The organism is Dyadobacter psychrophilus, from assembly GCF_900167945.1.
GTDB classification, from domain to species: Bacteria; Bacteroidota; Bacteroidia; order Cytophagales; family Spirosomataceae; genus Dyadobacter; species Dyadobacter psychrophilus.
Genome location: NZ_FUZA01000002.1, coordinates 226,517 through 252,122 on the forward strand (window position 1 = coordinate 226,517; position 25,606 = coordinate 252,122).

A 25,606-nucleotide genomic window follows, 5' to 3' on the forward strand; every position below is an offset into this window, starting at 1 on the left:
TTCGCTATGCAACGATTTTCAAGATATATCCTCGTCCTCGTTGTCCTGACCATGTCGGGATGCGCGGAAGAGTGGCTCGACAGAAAGCCACAAAACATTATTCTGGAAGACCAGATCTGGAACGATCCCAAGCTGATCACCGGCCTGCTCGCCAATTATTACGACCGTTTGCCTTACCACACCGACCTGAATCACGGATCGACAACGGATAATGCGATCCCTAACAAGGAAGGATGGCAGGACTTTGCGGCTTACGATGAGGCCATGTGGTCCAACAATGATGATGCCCGCAACAACATTGTTACATATGCGTTCGACCGGTGGAGACTTTGGGATTATGTGTTGGTAAGGGACATTAATCTGGCCCTGGAAAACATTGAGAAGTTTGGAACTTCGCTGTCAGCAGAACAAAAAGTCCAGTTTTCGGCAGAACTTCGCTTCCTGCGTGCTCAGGTTTATTTTGATTTGGTGAAAAGAATGGGCGGTGTGCCGCTGGTTACCAAGCAGTTGATCTACGATTACAATGGTGATCCTTCGTATTTGCAGCAGCCCCGCGCCAAAGAAGAGGAAGTCTACGATTTCATTGCTTCGGAACTCGATGCGATCAAGGATCAGCTTGGTAATGGCGGCAGCAACACGCGGGCCAACAAATATACCGCTATGGCGCTCAAAAGCCGGGCAATGCTTTACGCCGGATCTATTGCCAAATACAATAACCTGATGGCATCACCGATTTCGACGCCTGGCGGTGAAGTTGGGATTCCAGCTTCGAGGGCCAATGATTATTATGCCAAATCACTCGCTGCCTCCGAAGAGATCATCAATAGCGGAATTTATCAGCTATATAAAACCAATCCTAACCTGGGCGAAAACTTTTATGATGCGATCACCAAAAAATCAGCCAATCCGGAGATCATCCTGGCGCAGGATTTTTTGGTAAGCAAAGATAAAAGACATGGTTTTACTTATGATAACATCGCCCGTAATGTGCGTGAAGACAATCTCTCGTCGTCTTCCATTACGCCGTCGCTGAATCTGGTGGAGGATTTTGAATATTTGGACGGAACTTCCGGTGAGCTGAAAACGCGCAATACAGGTAACACAGACTATATTTATTACAATAATGTGGCCGACATTTTTGCCAATAAGGATGCCCGTTTGTATGGAACGATCGTTTATCCCGGAACATCATTCCGCGGTACGCCGGTGCAGATCCAGGCCGGGGTAAAAGTTTGGAATGGCAATACAAGCAGCTTTCAGAATGTGGAATCCAATACATTGGGCTCCACTTATGAAGATGGAGGCTTGCTAACCGGTTCGTCGGGCCCGCAACGCTCTCAGACGGAAGTTACCAATTCGGGTTTCTATCTGAGAAAATATGTGGATCAAACCGCTATGTCCAGCACGCGCGGTATCCGCAGCGATATGTGGTGGGTACGCTATCGCCTGGGTGAAATTTATCTGAATGCAGCAGAGGCAGCACTGGAAACAGGTAAAACAGCCAATGCATTAAAATACGTTAATCTGGTTCGCGAGCGTGCAGGATTTGGAGCGAACAGCCTTAAAACCTTGACCATTGCTCGTTTGCAAAACGAAAGACGCGTCGAGCTGGCCTTCGAAGATCACCGTGTCTGGGACCTGAAAAGATGGCGGATAGCCCATGAGCTCTGGAACGGCAATGCGTCCAATCCAGATGCGGTCATTTATGCATTATATCCTTACCGCGTCGTGCGCCCGGGGCATGCGACACACGGAAAATATGTGTTCGACAAACTCGTGGCGCCCCGTTTCCGCGCGCCGAGATTTTTCCAGATGGGCAATTATTACTCGTCCATCGAACAGATCGTGATCGATAACAACCCAAAAATTGTCAGGAACCCATTTCATTGATCCGCATTATGAAAGCAAATAACATTCATTTCAAACCTTTATTCCTGGCTCTGCTGGCGTTAAGCGCGCTGATTTCAGCCTGTGAAAAAGATAATCGTGTAGAACCGAAGTCGGTTCTCAAGGGGCGGGTCGTTTACGAAGGCCAGCCGGTGGGGCTGCGTTCCAATGGCGTTCAGCTGGAATTGTGGCAGCGTGGTTATCAATTATTTACAAAAATTCCTGTTCACGTGCGGCAGGACGGCACATTCTCAGCCGCTCTTTTTGACGGCAATTACAAGCTGGTCCGGTTGCGCGGGAATGGTCCGTGGGTGGATAATACGGATACAATCGAGGTTGCATTGAGCGGAAATACGGAACTGGATGTGCCTGTTCAGCCTTATTTTGTTTTTCAAAATGACACTTATGCAAAAGGTGAAGGAAAAGTGTCGGCCACATTCAGCCTCAAACAAGTAACCGCTGCCAGGACATTGGAAAGGGTCAATTTATACGTTGGAACAACCAGCATTGTCGATCCAAACAACAATGCTGCCAACGCCCAGGAGGTTGCGGCGAACATAAAGGATCTTTCCAAACCAATTACTCTGACTGCAACGCTTCCAGCTGCGCTCGCAGGAAGGGATTATGTGTATGTGCGGGTAGGAGTGAAGACCTCCGGAGTTGGCGAGATGCTTTTTGGCGAGCCTCAGAAGGTGATGTTGAAGTAATAGTTACAAGCATTGTCAGCCTGATCAGACCGGGCCGCCCCGCGGTCCGGTCCGATCAGGCTGACAATGCTTTAAAAAGCTTCCTCAATCAACTCCCGATTGATCAATGCGCCGGCCATGGAGCCAGCCGAAACGGCCATTGCTACTGACCGGGCCATATGAGAATTATCTCCCGCCGCATAGATGCCCGGAACGCTGGTTTGTTGAAAAGTCTCCAACTTTAATAGACCATTTTCGGTAAGCGCGCAGCCTAGTTGCTCAGGAATGTCGGAATGTTGCTTAAATACAGGCCGTGAATAAATCGCCGTGATTTGTTCCTCAGAATGATCATCAAAAATAATCTTTGCGACTTTTCCATTTTCATGGACCAGCTCAGCAATCACTTTTTCGACAATGCGAATGCGGTGGCCGGAAAGTTTTTCAGTTTGCTCCGGGGTAAACGTTGCGGGGCTGTTCGTGAAAATGGTCAGGTCTTTTGTCCAGTTCGAGATCAGTTTGGCATACTCAAAACCTGCCTCTCCATTTCCCAGAATGCCCGTTTTTTCATGCTTAACCTCATAGCCATGACAGTAAGGGCAATGTATCACCGAAATTCCCCAGCATTCGGCATAACCCCTCATGTCGGGCATTTGATCTTTAAGCCCTGTTGCAAAAATCAGTTTTTTGGCACTGAATGTGTCGCCAGCTGCGGTAGATATTTCGAAACCTGCGTCTGTTTTTTGGCCATTAGTGGCCAATCCGTCGTAAAAATGAATGGTAGGGTAATTCGAAACCTGTTCTTTGCCGACTAGCGCTATCTGTTTTGGTGTTTGTCCGTCTTGAGTAAGGAAATTATGAGAATGCGGTGTTTGAGCATTGCAGGGTTTGCCGCTGTCTATCAGTAATGTCTTTCTCAATGATCTGCCCAGGCTCATTGCCGCTGACAACCCGGCGTAGCTCCCGCCAATGACAATGACTTCAAAATCAGTATTTTCCATGATGCTAAATGCTGTAAAATTTGATCCGTCGCACCATTAGTTTAGCGCGCGCGGTGATATAGCAAAGTTAGCACAACTTTTCGTATTTGCAACAATGTTGCATATTCTAATTTCTGCTTGCTAAATTCCTGATTTTGCTATTCAATAAGGTGAGCTGTCCCAGGTGATACACGAGGTGATGCGTTTTGGTCAGGACAATGTTCAGCTTGTTGCAGTGCGGCTCTCTCTGGAAATCTTCATTTGATATGCTCGCGTTTTTTTCAAACCATTCCGACAGCGGCATGGTCGAAAAATAAGTAGTCAGCGTGCGGTTGACATTTCTCCAGTAAATCCGGAGATCATTGATGCTGTGCTCCGAGTTGCCGACGCGGTAACTTTTGATGAGAAATTCGTCAACAAGCTCGGGATAAAGCGGTTCTCTTGCACCCAATAGCGTGAGAATTCCGTCGTTCACTGCTGTGAGGTGCCCGATAATGTAGCGCACGCGGTTTTTGCCCGGATACACTTCGATGTCAAAATCATCGTCGGGCAGATCATCGAAAAAGTCGTCAAGCTGCTCCTGATATTTGTGCCAGGCCGTAAGCACCATTTCTACAAAAACTTCCTGTTCCATTGTGATAACGATTTGGCGCAACGCGCCGGTTGCGATGTTGATGAAGTGAAAATTCGACGCTACAAATTTAATAAGAGTAAATGTCCCAAAACAGGTGATCCGGTGACAATTAGAGGGGGAATTTGCGACAAATAATCGCTTTGGCACACATGACGGCAAAAAGCCGGAAACCATTTGAGGTCTCCGGCTTTCCGCCTTGCTGCATTAAACTAAATCATGGCTAATAAATGATCTTGGGAAACATTATTTCCAGCCGCCGCCGAGGCTCCGGTAAAGATCCACTCGGGCTATCAGTGACTGGCTGCGGATGAATGCGAGGTTCAGCTCGGCCTGTAAAGCATTTCCCTGGGCGGTAATCACTTCCAGGTAGTTGGCCATATCACTTTTGTACAGCAGTTGAGCATTGGTAATGGCTTGCTGCAAAATGTTCACCTGGTTGTTTGCGATGGCTTCCTGTTCTTTCAGTTTTTGGGTTTGGATCAAAGAATTGGAAACCTCTCCAACCGCATTCAGCACCGACTGACGGAACTCGATCACCGATTGCTCGCGCTGGATTTTAGCAACTTCCAGGTTGGTCTTCAACTCCCTTCTTGCAATGATCGGTCGGGCGATGGTTCCGGCCGCCAAACCAAACAGCGATCCGGGAATGTTGAACCAATTACTGGATTTGAATGATTCAATCCCGCCGCCTGCGGTAATGATCAGCGACGGATACATGCTGGCCTGGGCAATCCCCAGTTGCGCATTGGCGATAAGAACGGACATTTCCGCTGCACGAACATCGGGACGGCGGCTTACCACGGCCGCCGGCACGCCTGTTGCCAGACTGTCATTGGCATTAAAATCGGATAGCTGGACTTTTCTGGCAACCGTGTCGGGCATTTGTCCCGTCAGAATTTGCAAGGCATTTTCCTGAATAGCAATGTCCTGTTCAAGCTGCGGAAGAAGTAAAGCAATGGATTCGCGCTGCGCTTCGGACTGCTGGATCGAGAGCGACGTGACTTCGCCGGCATCTTTCAAAAGGCGCGTCAGGCGCAATGTATTTTCGCTCAATTCCAGATTGCTTTTCGCGATTGCAAGTTGTTTATCCAACATTAACAGATTAAAAAAACCTTTGGCAATGTCGGCAACGAGCTTGGTTTGAACAGCTTTTGTCGCTTCATAAGTTTGCAGATACTGTCCTAATGTGGCTTGTTGCTGTCTGCGGATCTTGCCCCAGATATCCGCTTCCCAGCTCAGGTTAACGGCGCCAAGATAGTTTTCAATGTGCTTTGATTTTAAGAAATTGGCTGCACTTATCCCGTTCAAACTGTTGCTGGAAGGGCGGTTATAAGTTCCTGTGATTTGCAGGTCCAGCGAGGGAATCTGTAAATACTTCGCCTGTTTTACCTGCTGTTCGGCAACGTCGATTCGTTTTAAGGCCAGTTGCAGGTCGTAATTATAGGTCAGCCCGCGCTCGATCAGCCTTTGCAGGGTTGTGTCGGGGAAGAATTTTCTCCATTCCACGTCCGCAATGGTGGCAGTGTCTGCGAATGCAACATTGCGGTATTGCGTCGGCAATGCAAGCTCGGGTCGCTGATAATCTTTGCTCACTTTGCAGGAGGCCGCCAGCACCGTCAGCAGCATGAAAAGCGGGATATATATTTGACTAAATTTCAGTTTCATAATTGTGGTTCTTTGTTATGATAGTCGGTTTTTTGTATTCAAAAAGGCCGGTTAATGTTCCAGACCTTCGCGAAGCTCTTTGGGCTTACCGACTACTTTTTCCTGTAAATATTGAAAAATGACATACAGAACCGGGATCACAAAAATCCCGAAGATCACGCCCGTTAACATGCCGCCAACCGCGCCCGTTCCGATCGACCGGTTGCCCAAAGCTGAGCCGCCCGTTGCTCTCATCAACGGAATCAGACCGACGATAAAGGCAAAAGATGTCATCAAGATGGGTCTTAACCGCAACCGCGAAGCTTCCATCGCCGACTCGACAATGCTCATGCCTGCTCTGCGGCGTTGCACGGCATATTCAATGATCAGAATGGCGTTTTTAGCAAGCAGACCAATAAGCATGATCAGACCTACCTGCACATAAATATTGTTTTCAATGCCTGATAAATTGATAAACAGCATGACCCCGAAAACACCCAGCGGAATGGTAAGTATCACCGCAAATGGCAGGATATAGCTCTCATATTGTGCTGCCAGCAAGAAATACACAAACACGAGGCTCAAAACGAAGATCAATAGGATCTGTGAGCCGGCGTTGATCTCTTCCCGCGTCATGCCAGTCCATTCCGTGCGGTAATTGTTGGGCAGAACCTCTGCCGCAGTTTCTCTTACCGCGCGAATGGCGTCACCCGTGCTGTAACCCGGTTTTGGTGTTCCGTTGATCGCCACTGCATTGTACAGGTTGTTGCGTGTTACTGTTTCAGGCCCGAAAACGCGTTTCAATGTTACGAGCTGGTTGGCCGGCACCATTTCTCCTTCGGTGTTTTTGACATAAATATTATTCAAAGACGCCGGATTGGCACGGTAGGAGGCATCGGCTTGCGCCATAACCCTGTAATATTTTCCAAAACGGTTGAAATCCGAGACAAAGCTGCTGCCATAATAGATTTGTAGTGTTTGCAAAAGCTCATTTACAGGCACGTTCAGCTGCTTGGCTTTGGCATTATCGATTTCAAGCATGTACTGCGGATTCGCCGTTGCAAATGTCGTAAAGGCATAAGCGATCTCTTTTTTCTGCATCAAAGCAGCTAAAAACTTATTCGTTGTCGCACTCAGCTTTTCAAGGGAACCGTTGCCGCGATCTTGTAACATAAATTCGAAACCGCTGACATTACCAAAACCATCGACAGTCGGGAATGTGAAGAAAAAGGCATTGGCGTCATTTACCGCCCTTACTTTCTGCGACATCATGGCCACGATCTGATCAAAATTCTTCACATCGCCACGCTCTGCTTCGGGTTTCATTTTAATAAAACCAACCCCATAAGGAGAGGCATTGGAGTTGGAAATAATGTTCATCCCTTCCACGATATAGCGGTTTTCGGCAATAGGTGAGCCTTTAACGATGCTGTCTACCTGAGCCATTGCTCTTTGCGTGCGATCCAGCGAGCTTCCCGGAGGTGTATTAAGCGCATAAAGCAAGAAACCCTGATCCTCAGTAGGGATAAAACCCGTTGGTGTTTTTTGAGTAAGCCAAAGCGTGGAACCCGTGATTACCAGCAAGCCAACGATGGTGATCCATTTACGCTTCACCAGGAATTGCAGGCTACGGATATATTTGTCCGTCATGGTCTGAAAACCTGTATTGAATGCCGAAAAGAATCTTGCCGAGAAGCCTTTGCGCACCATATGACCGTCATGCGATTGATTCGTATGTGGGTTTTTCAGGAATAATGCACAAAGTGCGGGGCTCAACGTCAAGGCATTAAGCGCTGAGATCAAAATGGCAATGGCGAGCGTAAAGGCAAACTGCCGGTAGAAGACCCCGGCCGGACCTTGCATAAAACCCACAGGAACAAACACTGCCGCCATCACAAGCGTAATCGAAATGATCGCGCCTGAAATCTCGTTCATAGACTCTTTTGTAGCCGGCCGGGCATCCATATGCGTGAGCTCCATCTTGGAATGGACGGCCTCGACGACGACAATGGCATCATCGACCACAATCCCAATGGCCAAAACCAACGCAAAGAGTGTCAGGAAATTGATCGTAAAGCCGAAAAGCTGCATGAAGAAAAATGTTCCTACAATCGCAACGGGAACTGCAATGGCGGGGATCAAGGTGGAGCGGAAATCTTGCAGGAAGATGAATACAACGATGAAAACCAAAATAAAGGCTTCTATCAGCGTGGTGCGGACCTGACCGATCGACTCATCCAAAAAGTCTTTGGAATTGTACATAATGGTCGTTTTCATCCCCTTGGGAAGTGTTTTTTCAAAATCTGCAAGCAATGCTTCTGCCTGGATCAGGATCTCATTTGCATTGGTTCCCGCAGTCTGGAAAACGGCTACACCGGAAGATGCGTCACCATTTAATTTACCATTGGATGAATAGGTGTAAGAACCAAATTCAACCCGGGCCAGGTCTTTCAACCGGATCACCGAACCGTCGCTGTTTGCTTTAACGATAATGTTTTCATATTCAGCATTTTGCGTCAGTTTTCCTTTGTATTTCAATACATATTCGAAAACTTCCTTGCTACTTTCTCCCAAACGGCCGGGAGCAGCTTCGAGGCTTTGCTCACGAATGGCGTCGGTGACTTCCTGGGGCGACAATTTATAGGCCGCAAGCCGGTCCGGTTTCAGCCAGATACGCATCGAATAATCCCGTGTTCCGAAAGGCTGGGCCTGTCCGACACCGGGTATACGTTGCAGCTGGGGCACCAGGTTTATTTTGATATAATTTAATAAAAACGTTTCATCATAAGTGCTGTCCTCGCTGGACAAGGCCACAAACATGATAATGCTGTTCTGCTGTTTCTGCGTTGAAATCCCTGCCTGAACCACTTCCTGGGGAATCTGGCTCACCGCTTTTGAAACGCGGTTCTGCACGTTGACCGCCGCTATATCCGGGTCTGTGCCTTGTTTGAAATAAACGTTCAGCGCCATCGTGCCGTCATTGTTGGACGAGGACGTCATATATGTCATATTTTCAACACCATTCACGGCTTCTTCAATCGGCGTGGCTACCGCGCGGGCAACCACTTCTGCGTTTGCACCCGGGTAAACTGCTGTAACCTGCACAGTTGGCGGAGCAATGTCGGGGAACTTGGTAATAGGCAATGTCGTCAGTGCGATACCCCCCAGCAATAGTATAAGGATGGAGATAACCGTCGAAAGGACAGGCCTTTCTATAAATTTCTGAAACATAAATATTCTGTTTTGCCCCGGGGCGCCGGAGCATTGTTGAGTGAATTTGTTTTTGCGTACGGATAGCGGTCCATAGCATTTCAAACGCTATGGCGCTATTCGTTGGGTAGGACCACTTCTTGTTTTAGATCAGCTCAAATAGGATTTGCAAGCAGCAAACTGTCCATTGACATTTTTTGCGGCGCAATGGCCATTCCGTCCCTTAATCTGTCCAGGCCGTTGTATACGATCTTTTCTCCTGGCTTTAAGCCATTGGAAATCAGGTAGTAACGACCGCTTCTATCTGATACGGTCACGGGCCTGCCTTCTACTTTGTTACTATCCAGAACGGTGTAAACAAAGACTTTGTCCTGCAATTCAAATGTGGCCTCCTGCGGAATCAGGACGGATTTGGTAAGCTCCCTGGGAATCCGGATCCTTCCTGTGTTGCCTGAACGGAGCAGTCCGTTTACGTTGGGGAATGTTGCCCGGAAATTGATGGCGCCCATGGTTTTGTCGAACTGGCCTTCCACAACTTCCACTTTTCCTTTCTGCGGATAAACGCTGTTATCGGCCAAAAGCAGCTCAACAGCAGGCATTTGCTTGATCTTTTGCTCCACGGTTTTGCCGGGAAACTGATTTTTAAAATCAAGAAAATCCAGCTCGCTCATTGAGAAGTAGACGTGAATGTCCTTGGTTTCAGACAGTACAGTGAGCGCTTCCATTGTTCCTTTGCCAACAAGGCTTCCCGTTTTGAAAGGAATCGTTCCGATATAACCATCCGCGGGTGCTTTGATGGACGTGTATCCAATGTTAATTTTGGCAGCGTCCACCGCAGCTTGCGCCTGCGCAACATTGCCTTTTGCTGCGTCGTAGGCTGCTTTTGCAGATTTCAGCTGCACATCCGAAACAACATTGTTTGCCACAAGCGGTGTGAGTTTATCAACATTAATGGCCGCGCTTTCCAATGCTGCTTTTGCAGATTGCAGACTTGCGTTTGCCGTGTTCAGCTGTTCGGAATAAGGACGTGCGTCGATATGAAACAGCACCTGACCCTTTCTTACATACGCGCCTTCGTCAACCGAGATTTTATCCAGGTAACCATCCACTTGCGGACGTATCTCGATATCGCGGCTTCCTTCGATGGATGCGGTGAATTCCCTGTGCGCTGTAACCTGGTGGTCACTTACAGTGAGAACGGGCAATGATTGGGCTGGCATTTCGGCCGGAGCATTGGCTGTGGTGGACCCGCAGCTGTAAAGAGCGCCGGTTAGTGTAGCCAGAAGTAAAAATGAGACAAGCTTTCTTGTTGTGGTTAGTTGAGTGCTTTTCATGGCTATGAAGGTTGTTTTTTGTGGTGGAAATAGACTTTTTTAAGAGATAGTGTGGTTATTATAACTAACGGTGTTAGCTTATTTTCAAAAAAATTATAAATTTTTTATGAAGGCTTCCACCGTGTCATCCATTACTTTCTTGTTCATTGTAGAGTCGTCGATGTCCGAGCAGCGCATCATTACGATCGAGATCAGTCCGTGCAGTACCGACCAGAACGCATAAATTTTGAAGCAGGTTTCATCGTCGGTTGATTTTTTTTCTTTTACTATTCCTTCAATGGCTTGCCCGATGTAATCGCGGAAACAATTGAGCTGCGGCTTGACCTTACCAGTCCCGGAACAAGGCATTCCCAGTCCGTACATGAGTTGATAATACTCGGGATTTTTAAATGCGAAGCTCCAATAGGCCTCAGCGTGTGCTTTGAGCAGTTGCTCGGGATTGGGATATTTTTTCTTGTTCTTTTCGAGCGTTCTTTCCAGCAACCGAAAACCATCCATAGAAAGTTCAAAAAGGATGGCTTCTTTATTTTCGAAGTGATCATAAATCACCGGAACACTGTACTCTATGGCATCGGCAATTTTCCGGATGGACAGCGATTGCCAGCCTTCGTCCTTAACCAGCTGTAAGGCCACGGACAAAATATTGGTTCGCATGTTTTCTTTTTGCCTTATCCTTCTTTCGAGAATGCCCATTTTGATAAAAAATAGCTAACGGTGTTAGCAAAGGTAGTGGCGTTTTTTGATTTTGTCAAGACTTAATGCCATCTGTTTTCTTCGATATCACTTTTCAGGACCGCGTTGATGGAAACTTTCGCGTCCAGCAGCACATATATGCTCGCTCCATGCTCCCGTGCGTAGCGGTTTTCAATTTTTCCTATACGGCGGATTGTCTGGAAGAGCGGTTTTTCTTTGTTCCGCTCCGGGTCGTCATCGTCCGCATTTTGAATCAGTATGACATGTTTGATCTCTTCATCAAGCGGAACCCAATTAATATAATCCGCATTCATCGTAACCGCCTGAATGTTTTTGAATTTGGAATAATAATTAATTGCGCCTGCCTGTCCATAATTATCGCAAAGCACCACAGTGTGTTTTTTGTCATCGATCCTTGCATAAGCAGCATCCACTTTTTGCGCAAGTTCCTTCCAGCCAAGCATATCGGCGAAATCCTGGGGCAGTTCATGGTCTTTTCCGTCCTCCCAGCGCAGCAATCCCAGCTTTTGGTAAGGTTTTGAATTTCGTGCTATTTCGGATGGGCTTTTTATGGGAAATGCCACCATGAAAATGGGGACGAACATGGCCAGGTTAACTACAATTGCAACAGGTCGCAGCCAAGTCAGTCGGTTTTGGAACAGCCGTTCCAGATACACCGATCCAAACGCAATGAAGATCGGATAGAGCCCGACAGCGTAATATCCCTTGGCCCTCAGGTAAGTGAACAGGGCCAGCGTAAACACCAGTGACCAGAAAAATGCCTGGTATTTTCGAAATGCCGGATAGATGAAAAATGACGCAAAACCAGCGATTAAAATAAAGATCGAGCCGATAAAATAAAGCAGCTGCTCTTTCAAAAAATCAATCCGGTTTACATTCACCAGCTGTGACTTAGCAAGCAGCTTCATATGATAGATAACCGGAAAATTGTTCTGATACTGCCAGTGCAAATTTGGTAAAATAATGATCAGCGCAATGAATGCAGCCATATATAATGCTTTGTTTGTGAATATTTTATAATTTTTTGTTACCAAAAGAGCAGGGACAATGCCCGCAGCCAGGAACACGATGTTGTATTTATTTAAAAAACTAAACCCAAAGACGGCGGCGGCAATGTAGAGCCATTTATTCTGCTCTGTTTTGAGATAATGTAACAAACAAAAATACAGCAACGTCCATCCGAGAATGTCTACCGAATTGGGCTGATAAAGCATGTTCATCCGCAACAGCACAGAAAACGTGATTGCTGTTGCGCCTAAAATCAATGCAAATAAATTTCCGCCCAACACTTCGATGGCTTTCCAGACAACAACCAGCGTCAGTGCGCCCCAGAGTGCCGGGAAAAATTTCACCCAAAATTCAGCATTGCCCAGAAGAAGAATAATGTAGGAATTCCAGGAAGTGAACGGCGGCACCGACAAATATCCCCAGGCCAGATGCTTTCCCTGGTCCAGATGCAAATACTCGTCCCTGTGCAGATCATATCCGGGTGCAATGATCACGTAATGCAGGGTGAGTTTTATGAGGATAAAAAAGCAGAGGATCAGCGTTTTCTTTGTCATTATAGGAGGTTAAGGGCGATTTCTCTTATTTTCGTTTGAATGTAACTAAGTTGGCGATTCGCCGGTGACTTTTGACCGGCAACCTGAAATTTTTTATCATAATTAGCTGAAAGATGGAAATAACTTACAAAACCGACGTTGTGCCGTCGCCCGGGCAGGTGATAGAGTTGTACGACAGTGCCAAGTTGCCCAGGCCTACCCACGACGCAGAGCGCATCGGCAGGATTTATCAAAATTCAAATCTGATCGTCTCGGCCTGGGACGGCGACAAATTGGTCGGCGTCTCGCGCTCGATCACGGACTGGGCTTGGAGCTGTTACCTCGCGGATCTGGCTATTCATGAAGATTATCAAAAATCAGGCATCGGCAAGAAACTGATCGACATTACCAAAGAGCAAGTCGGCGAGCAAACCACCATTCTATTGCTTTCCGTGCCGACTGCTATGGAATATTATCCTAAGATTGGCTTTGTAAAGGAGAATCGGGGCTTTACTATTTTGAGGACTAAATAATCCAGATTAGTATATAGAATGTATTTGAGCCGAATAATTCGGTTATTCGGCTCAAAAATTACCTATATTTGAGCCGAATAGACAATTTAATCGGCTCATGGCTTACAACTGGGAACTTTCGGACTGGCCAAATTTTACTTTTTCTTTTAGAGATGTTGAGGCTGTGCTTTACGACTTTGCTATGGAAACCGGTGAAATTACGGGCATACTCAAATCGCTCCCGCCGGTTATTCAGGAGGAATCGCTTTTGCAGCTAATGCTTTCCGAGGCTATTAAAACATCAGAAATTGAAGGTGAATTTTTGAGCCGGCTGGATGTGATGTCATCCATCCGAAATAATATGGGCCTTAATGCGAAGCATGAGCAAGTACGTGACCCCAAAGCCCGCGGGATAGGCGCGCTGATGGTGGATGTGCGCAAGACATTTGCAGAGCCACTTTCGGACAAAACATTATTTGACTGGCACCAACTGCTGTTTACTGCGGAAACGCGGATTCAGGTCGGGCGCTGGCGGACCGGGAGTGAGCCTATGCAGGTGATTTCCGGCAGTATCGGAAAAGAGGAGGTGCATTTTCAGGCGCCGCCATCTATGAATGTCCCGGCCGAAATGGAGGGTTTCCTGGCCTGGTTTAACGAGACTGCACCGGGCGGAGGTAAGGTCATTAACAGTGCACCGATCAGGGCCGCCATTGCCCATTTGTACTTTGAAACCATCCACCCTTTTGAAGACGGCAATGGTCGTATCGGTCGCGCGATCGCAGAAAAAACATTATCGCAAACGCTGGGAAGACCGATAATGATGAGCCTTTCTCGCACTATCGAAGCCGATAAAAAAGGTTACTATGCCGCTTTGAAAAAGGCGCAACAAACCAACAACATTACGGACTGGATCAATTATTTTGTAAATATCACCTTACAGGCGCAACGGGAAAGCAGGGAACTGATTGATTTCACATTGAAGAAAACGCAGTTTTTTGACCTTCATAAAGAACGGCTTAATGACCGTCAGCTGAAAGTGATCCAAAGAATGCTGGAAGCCGGCCAGGCTGGTTTTGACGGCGGCATGTCCGCAAAAAAATACATGGCTATTGCAAAAACCTCAAAAGCAACGGCCACCCGCGATCTGCAAACATTGCTCGAAATGAACGTCTTACAAGCGGCAGGCGGCGGTAGGAGTGTTCGCTATGGATTGAACATTTAGCATGTTGGCTCACATCCTATATTTTAACCAAACAAAAACCAATGGCCTGGAATCCGGAGACCTATAATAAGTTTAAAACAGAGCGGTTTGCGCCTTTTCTGGATCTGATAGCATTGATAAAAATCCGTCCCGATCTGGATGTGATCGATCTGGGGTGTGGGACGGGGGAGCTTACCGGCAAGTTGGCTGAACTGCTTCCGGGGTCGAGTGTTTTAGGGATCGATTCATCGGCAGAAATGCTGGATGATGCCAAAGCGTTTCTCAATGAGCAAGTCAGGTTTGAACAAAATACAATCGAAGCGGGCATTGACACAAAGTCGAAATGGGATCTTGTGTTTTCCAATGCGGCCATCCAATGGGTTGAAGATCACGAAACGCTATTTCCAAGCATCATTTCAAACATCAAACCCGGCGGGCAGCTTGCAGTTCAAATGCCTGCTCAGCACCATAATGTGACTAATCAGATGCTTTTGCAATTGTCTGAGGAAGACCCGTTTGAAAAGGACCTGGCAGGCTTTCACCGCTTATCTCCTGTTTTGAATATTGAGGATTATGCGCGGATATTGTTTGAAAAAGGAGGAAGTGAGATCACGGTTTATGAAAAAATATATCCGCTGGTGCTGAAAGATTCTGATGCTGTTTTTGAATGGACTTCGGGCACCGCATTGCTTCCTTATGTGCAAAAGCTGGATGGTGAAAACCGGCAGCGATTTGTTAATGAATTCAAATTAAGACTTAAAACAAAATTCCCCGGATCGCCAGTTTTTTATCCGTTCAAAAGGATCATTATATCGGCTTTGTTTTAATACTATCTAAGTGCTTGCTTCACTGGCTGCGACCATTTCTTCCACATCGGAGAGTATTTGTTTCAAATCCTTATCCGAAATGCCGCTGTGCCGAAGCTGCAAAATGCCGGCCAGCTGCTCATTTAATCTTTTCAATTGCCAATATTTGGAGTGATTCGGGCCTATGGGGGGATAAAAGGTGTTTTCACCCGGGTCTTTTACGAGCACGATAAGCTCAAAAGCCATTCGCGAATGGTTCTGTACAGCATTGGCAAAAACTTTGACACACCTCCCGGTTTTCAAAGTAATCTCTCTTTCGAAGTCCATTGAGTAATAATGCTTTTTATAGCAAGGGTTTGAAACAAGGAGAAGAAAAGCAAACCAAACGTTGCAAGCAGAAGCATTTTTATTCTTTAAACAACAAAAAATAGGATGGCAACGTGTTGATTTTGATGTGATAAATGCAGATCTTATTGGTCAGAATTTAACCGTCATTAGCTATGAAAAACATTACAGACCTTCGTACAACACTGGATTGGACGCATCATTCCTTGTATTTTTTGAGAAAACATTTTCTCGTAATCCTCACGCTCGGCCTGATCGCAGGCTTAGGCCGTGCCGCCCAGTTGAAAGCCTTCGGCGAAATTTCTTCCACGTTGCATTTTGTATTGGAAATGATCATTCAGTCGGCCAGGATGCTGATATTTTTGTTTGCATTGGGTGTTACAAATATCCGTTCGGGGATAAAAAGGACGGTGGCCATTTTTTCTGTGAAAAAAGATAGCAGTCAGAAACGGAAGCTGGCTTTGGAAAAATTCAAATTGCATTGGAAAAGAATGCTTTGGAATCTGGGAGCTTTCCTTATTATTTCTTTTTTGATCAACCTTTTCATTGATCATATCGCTTATGAAACCTGTATGTACATCAGCCTGCGGGAGCGTGGCCTCCTGCATGCCAATGCTTCCGAATGGACCATTATTCTCTTGCTAAAAAATTTGTCGGTAATTCCCCTTACGCTTGTCTTTAATGCAATGTGCTTGCTATGGTTTATCAACCGGCTGCCCGAAAAGTCAGCGGGGAAAACAGTGTGACGGATTAGGATCGTTAACCATTTTGCTTTGCAGGCAGAAAAAGCTGGCCCATTTCTCCGCCACCTGCCAAGAAATGTAATTCGCTGAGACGTTCAGAAGTAGGTTTCAGCGGGCAAATGTATTATTCTAAAAGCTCTTTTGCCTGAATTATACGCGTTAGTTCGCCAGCAATTTTATGATGTCCCGCTTCATTAAGGTGGCCGTCTACCGGATAGTAATCCCGGGCGGTAAGCAGGTCGCAAGCGCGCAAGAAATGCAGTTTGGGGTCCTGGCTTTTCCGTCCTGCTGATTCAAAACCGCTGATCAGCTCTGGCTTGGTGTAGCGGCCGTCCAGGTGCAGCACGACAATGTGACCAGCATAAATCGCACGGATTTTGGTCAGGATTTTGAAAAATTGCAGGGTGTGTTCAGCAACCATGGCTTCTGATTTTATGGCCAGAGGTTTGCCGTCTGGCATAGGCTTGCCCGAAGTCCAGGAGATTAATGCGGTTTTGGAATCTTGCCAAACCTGTACCGGATTAGTGAAAATGTATTTGAAAAAATTCTTTTCCCTGAAAAAAAAATACGTAAACCGCATAGGGAAATAGCCTTCGTTTAAGCGGTTAAAGATGCCGACTTTCTCAAATTTTTCAAGCGTTAATGACTCTTGCGGGGTTTTTGGGTCGTTTCTGGCGGTGTTTTCTTCCAGGTCATTATCACAGTACTGGATTACCAAAACTTTACAGGAATCGCGCTGTAATTTGGAAAGCAGGAGCATTTCGCGGTAAGTGCCATATGAAGAAATGCCGGCATTCAGGGATTTTGCGCCCGTCATCTGGCCGGTTAAATGTGCAAAGGTTTTGTTCTGATCTATTCCCCAACCCATTGTAAACGAGTCGCCCAGAAAAATAATCCTGGGACTTATTAGAGAATAGTCGTTGTCACGGAGCCCGGATTTATTTACGCTGTATTTGTTTTTGTATTCCAAATCCTGATGGTAACCCTCGCTTCCCGGCCGTAATGTGTATCCCAAATCCTGCGAATAACTGCTGAACTGCCGGTTAAACTGAACTACATCCCGATAATGAATCCACTGGTCCAGCACACCAATGCTGGGTCTGTCGGCGGTTTGATTTACGGTGATCACGTGCCTGATATAGCGCCAGGAAATGATTTCCAGCAATAAGGGAATTATCAGGCAAATGAGCAGAGGAAGCCTGGCGAGCCTGCCCAGGCCATAAAAGATCATCAGGAATGAAAAGGCAACAAGTATTTTAAATAAAATAATGGTCCATGCAAAGTGTGTGAATGCCTGCCATTTATAAACGGTTACTGAAAGAAGAAAAAAACCAGCCATCGAAATGACCAGCCGGGTCTGGGATTTAGACATTGTAAACGGACTGATTCAATTGCCAATTTAACAGTTAACCCCTCACTAAAAATAAAAACAGCGAAAAATTTTCTTTATAAAATTTTATTATTTATCTGAATAGTTTTATTGTGAGGCAGGTTTGGGCGTTTAATCGGTTCATTTGAATGAATGTTCGGTTACAATGCTGATCTTCCGGTGGTCGCGCAAAATGTCACATCAAATGCAGAAATATTTAAATTGAACCCATAAACCGACAGATTTATCCTGATGGAAAAAAATATTGAACTACGTTTCATGCACTGGGTCTTCGTGGACGGGATCAAGTTTTTCGGGCCGGGAAGGGCGGAATTACTGGTGCATATCCAGGATACAGGTTCTATTGCTAAGGCTGCCAAGGCAATGGAAATGTCTTATAAAAAAGCTTGGCGCATGGTCGACGAAATGAATGCGATGGGAAAAAGTCCTTATGTTGTGGCCCAAAAAGGTGGTAAGCAAGGAGGCGGAACGGAGCTTACCGAGCGCGGAAAAGCGGTGCTGGCTGCATATAGCAAGCTCAACACGAAATTGCGCGCCGCGATCGAAGAAGAGAGCGAGCTTCCCGGGCTTATCTGACAAATGCAGGACCCATTAATTGGCCGATTGCGTCAGGGAAAGTTTGAGATCCGACATTAGTTTGTACATCGCGTTATTAATGCTCTCAATGTCGGCTTTCGCATTGTTCAGCGCTGTTTCCGCTTCGGTGCGTTTCTTCTTGGTTTGCTCCGTTTTTACAGCTACTTCCTTTTCCATAACGGCATCATTATCTTTCGTACCCAGTCTTTTAGGGCTGTGTGTGGTTGATATCCCATCGAGTTTATCGATCCGCACGTTATATTGTTCATCCTTGCATTCAATGGTCAGATCAAAACGCACGTACTCGTAAGCAATGCCAGAAACTGGCGCATAGCTGGTCAGGATCAATTTTCCGAGCTGCGGATCTTCAAATGTTACGGCATTTTCGTAATTGCCAAATGTCTTGCTGATCCAGTTTTGTGCTTCTTTGAAAATCTCTGATTTAGATTTTTTTGGTTTGCCCGAATCGGAATAAAATACATTTTTCTCGGCGTCCAGCGGAAGCAGGCCGGTTTGTGAAAAGCCTTTCTGGCAGACGAAAAGGAACAGGATTAGGATTAAATGTTTCAAGATCATTGTGGATGTTTGGAATGATAAAGGTAATAACAAAAGTTTTGGCAGCATGAGCGACTGGCAGTTCGGACGGAATTAATATCTTCGGCCTGTAACTTATCCTGATCCCATATGAAGAAGTATTTGCTGTTTTTTGTTTTATTCTTGACCTGCCTCGCCTCTGCACCCAGAAAGATCTCGTGGGTTGCCATCGGGGATTCGATCACCTATTTGAATGATCATAAAGATGAAACGGGAAACCGTGTTACAAAGGGATATCTGACATTGATTTCCGAGAAATATCCGCGTGTGGAGTATATCAATAAAGGTTACAATGGCTGGACTTCGATCAACATTGCGGACAAAATTGAGACACTGGAATTGCAGAAGGCAGACGTTTACACTGTGTTCTTGGGGACTAATGATTGGTGGCAGGGAAAAGAGCTGGGATCGATTTCGGATTATGAACAGAAAACGGGTACGAAGACGGTTTACGGCGCATTTCGGATCATCAACGATAAACTGAGGCAGCTGAACAAAAAGGCCAGAATTATTCTCATTACGCCCATGCAGCGAGGCGATTTTGTTTATATTAACAATCAAAAAAACAACGCATTCGGATCCTATAAGCCTAAAAATGGCAAAAATCTCGAAGATTTTGCCAACGCAGTCGTTGAAATTGGGAAGCTTGAAAAAATCAAGGTGGTTGATCTTTTTCACGAAAGCGGTATGACAGTCGAAAACATGGTCAATTTCAAAAAGCTGAAAGATCCTGCGACCGGTAATTATAAAAACTACACATATCCCGACTACACAACCATTCCTTTCGACCCTGAAAAAGACGAATATCCCTATCCCCCCGAAGCGATCAACAACACCTACGACGGCCTCCACCCATCCGACAAAGGTTACAAGATAATCGCTGAGATGATTGAGAAAAAGTGGAATGGTTTGCGGTGAGGTGAAAATTAACTTACCTTTGCGCCATAATTCGATACCATGATCTACTTTTTTGCAGACGAACAGAACACTGTTTTTGCGGTCCAGATAGAGCGAACGCTAACAGAATCAGATACTTCCAAATTGAGCTGGCTTTTTGGCGGCGCGGAACTCCGGGATGAAACCGTCATCACGGAGTTTTTTGTTGGACCCCGTGCGGCGATGATCACACCTTGGAGCACTAATGCCGTTGAAATCACGCAAAACATGGACATTCAAGGCATCATCCGCATTGAGGAGTTCAAGAAAGTAGGGGAGGATTTCAAAGATTTTGATCCGATGCTTTCGCAGAAATACGCTGAGCTTAATCAGGAAATATATACGATCAGCGTCCAGCCGGAATCTATTCTGGAAGTGGCTGACATTGCAGCATATAACAAGCAGGAAGGACTTTCATTGAGTGATGAGGAAGTCGATTATCTGAACAAGCTGGCAGAAAAACTGAACCGTAAGTTAACGGATTCGGAGGTTTTTGGCTTCTCACAAGTCAACTCTGAACATTGCCGCCACAAGATTTTTAACGGCACATTTGTCATTGACGGGGAAGAACAGCCGGTTTCCTTATTTAAACTGATCCGCAAAACTTCGGAAACAAATCCGAATTCTATTGTATCTGCTTATAAGGATAATGTTGCTTTTGTAAAAGGCCCGGTTGTGCAGCAGTTCGCTCCCAAAAGGCCGGATGTTCCTGAATATTATGAAATTAAAGATTTTCAATCTGTTCTTTCATTAAAAGCGGAAACCCATAATTTCCCAACAACTGTTGAGCCATTTAACGGCGCTGCAACGGGTTCGGGAGGCGAAATTCGTGACAGACTTGCAGGTGGACAAGGCTCTTTGCCATTGGCTGGAACGGCGGTTTATATGACTGCATTATCCCGCCTGGAAGAAAATCGTCCCTGGGAAAAAGGCGTTGAGGAAAGAGAATGGCTTTACCAAACACCGATGGATATCCTCATTAAGGCTTCCAATGGTGCGACCGATTTTGGTAACAAATTTGGCCAGCCTTTGATTACCGGCTCTGTTCTGACATTTGAGCATGAAGAACAGGGCAGGAAGCTGGGTTATGATAAGGTGATTATGCAGGCCGGAGGAGTTGGTTACGGCATCGCAGATCAGGCCAAAAAATCCAAACCTGAAACCGGCGATCAAATCGTCGTAATGGGTGGGGAAAATTACCGGATTGGAATGGGCGGTGCGGCAGTTTCTTCCGCGGACACAGGCGCTTTCGGTTCCGGTATTGAGTTGAATGCGATCCAGCGTTCCAATCCCGAAATGCAAAAACGCGTTGCCAATGCCGTGCGCGGAATGGTGGAAAGCGGCAATAACACCATTGTTTCTATCCATGACCACGGCGCTGGCGGACATTTAAACTGTCTTTCCGAGCTTGTTGAGGAAACGGGTGGAAACATTGACCTGGATAAACTACCCGTTGGCGACCCGACGCTTTCTGCGAAGGAAATCATTGGAAATGAGTCCCAGGAGCGCATGGGACTGGTTATCTCGAAAGAAAATCTCGAAACACTTAAAAGGATCGCTGATCGCGAGCGCGCACCGCTTTATCAGGTAGGCGAGGTGACGGGAACGCACCGGTTTACGTTTGAATCAGAGAAAACCGGCGCTAAGCCGATGGACCTGGAAATGGACGATATGTTTGGCAGTTCACCAAAAACGGTGATGGCCGACAAAACCATTCAAAGAAATTACGAGCCTGTCACTTATGAAACTGGAAAGCTGCATGAATATCTGGAACAAATGCTGCAACTGGAAGCCGTTGCGAGCAAAGACTGGCTTACCAATAAAGTAGACCGATGTGTCGGCGGGCATGTAGCAAAGCAGCAATGCGCTGGTCCTCTGCAATTGCCGCTGAACAATGTGGGCGTAATGGCACTCGATTTTCAAGGGAAAGATGGTATCGCGACTTCTATTGGCCATGCGCCACTTTCCGCATTGATCGATCCTGCTGCGGGAAGCCGTAATGCAATCGCTGAGGCGCTTTCCAACATTGTGTGGGCACCTTTGAAAGATAACCTGACCAGTGTTTCACTTTCTGCAAACTGGATGTGGGCTTGTAAGAATGAAGGCGAGGATGCGCGATTGTACAAGGCGGTGAAAGCTTGCTCGGAATTTGCTATCAGTCTGGGAATCAATATTCCGACTGGAAAGGATTCGCTTTCGATGAAGCAGAAATACAAAAATGATGAGGTGATCGCGCCAGGAACTGTTATCATTTCCGCAGCCGGGCATTGTGATGACATTACTGCGGTCGTTGAGCCGGTCTTGAAAAAAACGGGCGGTTCTATTTACTATATCAATCTTTCAGGTGATACTTATAAACTAGGCGGATCTTCATTTGCTCAGATATTGAACAAAATTGGCGATCAAACGCCTGATATTCAGGATGCAGGCAAATTTAAAACTGCCTTCAATGCTATTCAGGATTTGATCAAAGAAGGGAAGATCCAGGCTGGACACGATATCGGCAGCGGCGGGTTGATCACCACATTGCTCGAAATGTGCTTCTCGGACCGCGATTTAGGCGCTTCCATTGATCTTTCAGCATTGGGTGATCAGGACATTATTGAAAAGCTTTTTGCTGAAAACATCGGGATCGTTTTTCAGGCTGATGAATCTGTGGAATCAGTGCTGGCGGCTCAGGGAGTTGATTTTCATAAAATAGGAACGGTTAATCTGGCTTCTAAATTGACGGTGAAAGATGCTGCCGGGAAGTGGGATTTTGATATTGAAACATTGCGTGATGTTTGGTTTAAAACGTCCTATTTACTAGATAAGAAACAAACAAAACCTGAGCTTGCGAAGGAGCGTTTTGATCACTATAAAAACCACTTGCTGCGTTATAAATTTCCGGCTCAATTTGATGGAAAAAAACCGGTCATAGACGAATTCAGGCCGAGGCCTAAGGCAGCAGTGCTTCGTGAAAAAGGCAGCAATTCGGAGAGAGAATTAGCCAATGCCATGTATCTGGCCGGTTTTGACGTAAAGGATGTTCATATGACCGACCTTATTTCTGGTCGCGAAACGCTGGAAGATATTCAGTTCATAGGCGCAGTAGGAGGGTTTTCAAATTCAGATGTTCTGGGTTCAGCAAAAGGCTGGGCCGGTGCTTTTCTTTATAATGAAAAGGCCAAGATTGCGCTGGAAAATTTCTTTAAGCGTGAGGATACACTGTCGGTTGGCGTTTGCAATGGCTGCCAGCTTTTTGTTGAGCTTGGATTGATCAATGAAAATCATGAGCAAAAACCAAAAATGCTGCACAATGCAAGTGGCAAACATGAAAGTATTTTCACATCGCTGACCATTCAACCAAATAAATCTGTAATGCTTTCCACACTGGCGGGCAGTACATTAGGCGTTTGGGTATCTCATGGAGAAGGACGCTTTGACTTCCCGTATTCCGAGGATCAATATAACATTGTAGCCAAATACGGCTACGAAACCTATCCGGCCAGTCCGAACGGCTCCGCATTCAACACGGCAATGCTCTGCGACGAAACCGGCCGCCACCTGGTCATGATGCCGCACATTGAGAGGTCCCTGTTCCAATGGCACTGGGCCAATTACCCAGAGGGAAGGAAGGACGAAGTGAGTCCTTGGATAGAGGCATTTGTGAACGCGCGGGAGTGGATTGAAGGTTTGTGAGGTTAAGTTCCAGGGATGAAATCCCGGGTTAAGACATGTGTTGTGCCTGACGGCACTTGCGGGAAGCAAGTGCCGTCAGGCACTTTTGATATTGTGGGGCCAGGATTTGTCCTGGCTTTTCATTTCCTCACATAAACCTCCAAAATCTCCTGATCAATCCCCAGACTATCAATCTTTTCCACGCCACTTTGGATGAGCGTGTCGCCGTTGAGGCGTAGTTTGAAATGGAAATCGCGGTTTTCCCAGTCGCGGTAGTTACAGTATTGGAGATGTTCTGAATAGTCGTCACCTTTCAAAGTGTAAGTGCCACCGCCAGCGTCGAAAACGGCCGAGTCACCTTTGCCTTGGTTGATGTCGTGCTTCATGAATGTAAAATGCGACTCTGTAAACATCTTTATCATTTCCTGATTTTTAACAGGAAAAGTTACAAGCGTGTCGCCTTTGGTAACCACTTTGCTTGATGAAAGGGCCCATGTGCCGATAATCGATGGCGATGTGGACGTTTTTGATTCTTCCTTTTTTTCGGTGCAAGCAGCACAGATAACTAATAATGCAAAGCCGTAAAATTTTGATCTCATTGCTGATTCAAGGATTGAGGTGGATTTCGCTTTCAAGTTAATGGATAATTTGATTAACTTTAAATACACTAAACTCAGCATCTTATGAAAAGTATCAAAAACATTTATTTTGCACTTGCAGTTTTACTTTGCGCATCTTTCACAGTGTTGCATCACGGCTGGGCTGATTATGATCAAACCAAGCCGCAGGATTTCACAACAACGATTGAAGAATCCATTTATGAAAATCCGCATGTGCTTGCCAAGGTGAAGTACAATAAAGAAATGTACACCGTTTTCCTGGCCCCCACCAGCCGTATGACGGATCGCGGCCTGACAAGTGATATGATCAAGAAAGGCACTTCTGTCAGGCTCGTGGCTTATCCACATAAGACCGAAAAAGGCGAAATGCGCGCGGAAAGGATATTTGTGGATGGTAAAAAATTTGAACTTCGCTAGTAGTGCTGGAATTTCTCGACTGGCTTGAAAAAACTTCCTGGGCGGTAGGAATTCGCCAATCGTTATGGCTATACCCGGCTTTGGAAATTGTCCATATCCTGGGTATAGTCATGCTGGTTGGCCCGGCATTTATGTTTGATCTGAGGTTATTGGGTTTTTCGCAGAACATTCCTTTTGCCAGTTTGGCAGAGCATTTATTGCCCTGGTCACGCAGGTCCCTGTTGCTGATTATTCCCTCGGGGGCGCTGCTTTTCATAACCAATGCCAATGCGCTGGGCGTTGATCCCACATTTTGGACGAAGATGAGCTTAATAGGCGTTGCTGCTATTAATGTTTTCGTTTTTCACAGGTTTATTTTTAAATCAAATTTAAACCCAAATGGCAACCTTCCATCTCAGGCTCGGATCAGTGCCTGCATCTCCATCATTGTCTGGGTTGCCGTCATCGCCTGTGGCAGGTTGCTGGCTTATTAGTGATCAAAATCAGCTAAGTTCGCTCAGGAAACGCTCGATATCGTCAATGCCTTTTTTTGTTGCATAGGGTCGAAACAAGTGTGCCTTCATGCGCAGGTAATGTGTCATCTGGCTGGCGAGGTTCTGCCTCGATCCCGACAGTACAGCTTCGGAAAACCAAAATCGGTTTTGGAGGCTGTTGCTGGAAACGATCAATAATTTGTCATCTTCCCCGGCAAATTTTACATACTTATTTTCCTCTAAAACAGCTACGTCATTCATCAGGCCCGATGCACGATTCTGCATAACATTCTTATAATTGGTAGCGATGAGCGTATTCTGTTCCATCAGATGCACCATACTTAACATTAAGCATTGGTATTTCAGGCCGTTTTCAAACAGCAGTACATTCTTTTTCAAAAAATCATGTAAACTTTTTACTGGTAACTCTTTGTGAATTTGGTTATTGGATTCTGTGTATGCCTGGCTCAGGCTGTAAACCAGATCATTCTTGGTAGGGAAGTAATAAGTGAGGTTGCCGATTCGCATATCCAAGTCCGCCGCGAGCTCCCGCATGCCTACGTACTCAATTCCTTTCTGATTAAACAGCTCCAATGCCCGGTTAATAATTTTTTCCTGTGTCGCGTTCACTTTTCAGTATCAATATTTGGTCAATGTCCTAATCCGTTATAATTTTAGGTCGTTGTCCAAAATTATAACATTTGAA

Annotated in this window: 23 protein-coding genes; 11 read left to right on the forward strand and 12 right to left on the reverse strand. The window is 46.0% G+C overall.

The window, feature by feature from the left end; all coding sequences use genetic code 11:
• Window positions 1-6: 6 nt before the first annotated feature.
• Together B5X68_RS08010 and B5X68_RS08015 are read left to right on the forward strand one after the other, a co-directional pair.
• Window positions 7-1,890 (forward strand): RagB/SusD family nutrient uptake outer membrane protein, encoded by a 1,884-nt coding sequence (locus tag B5X68_RS08010; protein ID WP_082214185.1) that lies wholly within the window; start codon window positions 7-9, stop codon window positions 1,888-1,890.
• Window positions 1,891-1,898: 8 nt separating this feature from the next.
• Complete coding sequence (locus tag B5X68_RS08015) at window positions 1,899-2,594, forward strand: DUF3823 domain-containing protein (RefSeq protein WP_082214186.1); 696 nt, start codon at window positions 1,899-1,901, stop codon at window positions 2,592-2,594.
• 71 nt (window positions 2,595-2,665) lie between these two features.
• On the opposite strand, the gene B5X68_RS08020 is transcribed toward B5X68_RS08015, so the two are convergent.
• From B5X68_RS08020 to B5X68_RS08050, 7 genes are all read right to left on the reverse strand, one after another.
• On the reverse strand, window positions 2,666-3,571 hold the full coding sequence (locus tag B5X68_RS08020) for an NAD(P)/FAD-dependent oxidoreductase (RefSeq protein ID WP_082214187.1): 906 nt from the start codon (window positions 3,569-3,571) through the stop codon (window positions 2,666-2,668).
• Window positions 3,572-3,677: 106 nt separating this feature from the next.
• Entirely contained in the window at window positions 3,678-4,184 is a 507-nt protein-coding gene (locus B5X68_RS08025; protein ID WP_170916604.1) for a DinB family protein, read from the reverse strand.
• A gap of 243 nt (window positions 4,185-4,427) precedes the next feature.
• On the reverse strand, window positions 4,428-5,849 hold the full coding sequence (locus B5X68_RS08030; RefSeq protein ID WP_082214189.1) for an efflux transporter outer membrane subunit: 1,422 nt from the start codon (window positions 5,847-5,849) through the stop codon (window positions 4,428-4,430).
• A gap of 51 nt (window positions 5,850-5,900) precedes the next feature.
• Window positions 5,901-9,059, reverse strand: coding sequence for an efflux RND transporter permease subunit (locus tag B5X68_RS08035; RefSeq protein ID WP_082214190.1), 3,159 nt, complete (start codon window positions 9,057-9,059; stop codon window positions 5,901-5,903).
• A 134-nt stretch (window positions 9,060-9,193) separates the two neighbouring features.
• Window positions 9,194-10,372, reverse strand: a complete 1,179-nt coding sequence (locus B5X68_RS08040) for an efflux RND transporter periplasmic adaptor subunit (protein ID WP_082214191.1) — start codon at window positions 10,370-10,372, stop codon at window positions 9,194-9,196.
• 93 nt (window positions 10,373-10,465) lie between these two features.
• Complete coding sequence (locus B5X68_RS08045) at window positions 10,466-11,026, reverse strand: TetR/AcrR family transcriptional regulator (protein WP_229208333.1); 561 nt, start codon at window positions 11,024-11,026, stop codon at window positions 10,466-10,468.
• A 101-nt stretch (window positions 11,027-11,127) separates the two neighbouring features.
• Window positions 11,128-12,648, reverse strand: a complete 1,521-nt coding sequence (locus B5X68_RS08050; protein ID WP_082214193.1) for an ArnT family glycosyltransferase — start codon at window positions 12,646-12,648, stop codon at window positions 11,128-11,130.
• A 113-nt stretch (window positions 12,649-12,761) separates the two neighbouring features.
• Between B5X68_RS08050 and B5X68_RS08055 the strand changes: the two genes are divergently transcribed.
• The 3 genes from B5X68_RS08055 (at window position 12,762) to B5X68_RS08065 (ending at window position 15,167) form a co-directional block, all read left to right on the forward strand.
• Complete coding sequence (locus B5X68_RS08055) at window positions 12,762-13,160, forward strand: GNAT family N-acetyltransferase (protein ID WP_082214194.1); 399 nt, start codon at window positions 12,762-12,764, stop codon at window positions 13,158-13,160.
• Window positions 13,161-13,257: 97 nt separating this feature from the next.
• The gene (locus B5X68_RS08060; RefSeq protein ID WP_082214195.1) at window positions 13,258-14,361 is read left to right on the forward strand and encodes a Fic family protein; all 1,104 of its coding nucleotides are present in this window, start codon (window positions 13,258-13,260) and stop codon (window positions 14,359-14,361) included.
• 41 nt (window positions 14,362-14,402) lie between these two features.
• Complete coding sequence (locus tag B5X68_RS08065) at window positions 14,403-15,167, forward strand: methyltransferase domain-containing protein (protein ID WP_082214196.1); 765 nt, start codon at window positions 14,403-14,405, stop codon at window positions 15,165-15,167.
• Window positions 15,168-15,173: 6 nt separating this feature from the next.
• Here the strand turns inward: B5X68_RS08065 and B5X68_RS08070 are convergent, their stop codons facing one another.
• A complete protein-coding gene (locus tag B5X68_RS08070; protein WP_082214197.1) occupies window positions 15,174-15,473 on the reverse strand; it encodes a hypothetical protein in 300 nt (99 codons plus the stop codon).
• Window positions 15,474-15,646: 173 nt separating this feature from the next.
• Here B5X68_RS08070 and B5X68_RS08075 point away from each other — a divergent pair, with 173 nt between their 5' ends.
• Entirely contained in the window at window positions 15,647-16,237 is a 591-nt protein-coding gene (locus B5X68_RS08075) for a hypothetical protein (protein WP_082214198.1), read from the forward strand.
• A 121-nt stretch (window positions 16,238-16,358) separates the two neighbouring features.
• On the opposite strand, the gene B5X68_RS08080 is transcribed toward B5X68_RS08075, so the two are convergent.
• On the reverse strand, window positions 16,359-17,606 hold the full coding sequence (locus B5X68_RS08080) for an SGNH/GDSL hydrolase family protein (protein WP_082214199.1): 1,248 nt from the start codon (window positions 17,604-17,606) through the stop codon (window positions 16,359-16,361).
• Window positions 17,607-17,855: 249 nt separating this feature from the next.
• Between B5X68_RS08080 and B5X68_RS08085 the strand changes: the two genes are divergently transcribed.
• Window positions 17,856-18,200 carry a winged helix-turn-helix domain-containing protein gene (locus B5X68_RS08085; RefSeq protein ID WP_082214200.1) on the forward strand — a complete coding sequence of 115 codons (345 nt, stop codon included), beginning with the start codon at window positions 17,856-17,858 and terminating at the stop codon, window positions 18,198-18,200.
• A gap of 15 nt (window positions 18,201-18,215) precedes the next feature.
• On the opposite strand, the gene B5X68_RS08090 is transcribed toward B5X68_RS08085, so the two are convergent.
• Complete coding sequence (locus tag B5X68_RS08090; RefSeq protein WP_082214201.1) at window positions 18,216-18,776, reverse strand: DUF4468 domain-containing protein; 561 nt, start codon at window positions 18,774-18,776, stop codon at window positions 18,216-18,218.
• Between the two features lie 108 nt (window positions 18,777-18,884).
• Here B5X68_RS08090 and B5X68_RS08095 point away from each other — a divergent pair, with 108 nt between their 5' ends.
• Together B5X68_RS08095 and purL are read left to right on the forward strand one after the other, a co-directional pair.
• Window positions 18,885-19,712: an SGNH/GDSL hydrolase family protein gene (locus tag B5X68_RS08095; protein ID WP_082214202.1), complete on the forward strand. Its 828-nt coding sequence runs from the start codon at window positions 18,885-18,887 to the stop codon at window positions 19,710-19,712.
• 39 nt (window positions 19,713-19,751) lie between these two features.
• A complete protein-coding gene (gene purL / locus B5X68_RS08100; RefSeq protein ID WP_082214203.1) occupies window positions 19,752-23,411 on the forward strand; it encodes a phosphoribosylformylglycinamidine synthase in 3,660 nt (1,219 codons plus the stop codon).
• A gap of 119 nt (window positions 23,412-23,530) precedes the next feature.
• Here purL and B5X68_RS08105 read toward each other — a convergent pair whose 3' ends face one another.
• Window positions 23,531-23,989: a lipocalin family protein gene (locus B5X68_RS08105; RefSeq protein ID WP_082215264.1), complete on the reverse strand. Its 459-nt coding sequence runs from the start codon at window positions 23,987-23,989 to the stop codon at window positions 23,531-23,533.
• 84 nt (window positions 23,990-24,073) lie between these two features.
• On the opposite strand from B5X68_RS08105, the gene B5X68_RS08110 reads away from it, so the two are divergent.
• Both B5X68_RS08110 and B5X68_RS08115 read left to right on the forward strand, forming a co-directional pair.
• Window positions 24,074-24,427, forward strand: a complete 354-nt coding sequence (locus B5X68_RS08110) for a DUF6152 family protein (protein ID WP_082214204.1) — start codon at window positions 24,074-24,076, stop codon at window positions 24,425-24,427.
• A gap of 2 nt (window positions 24,428-24,429) precedes the next feature.
• Window positions 24,430-24,900 carry a DUF6644 family protein gene (locus B5X68_RS08115; RefSeq protein WP_082214205.1) on the forward strand — a complete coding sequence of 157 codons (471 nt, stop codon included), beginning with the start codon at window positions 24,430-24,432 and terminating at the stop codon, window positions 24,898-24,900.
• A 9-nt stretch (window positions 24,901-24,909) separates the two neighbouring features.
• Here B5X68_RS08115 and B5X68_RS08120 read toward each other — a convergent pair whose 3' ends face one another.
• A complete protein-coding gene (locus B5X68_RS08120) occupies window positions 24,910-25,530 on the reverse strand; it encodes a TetR/AcrR family transcriptional regulator (RefSeq protein WP_229208334.1) in 621 nt (206 codons plus the stop codon).
• Between the last annotated feature and the right edge of the window lie 76 nt (window positions 25,531-25,606).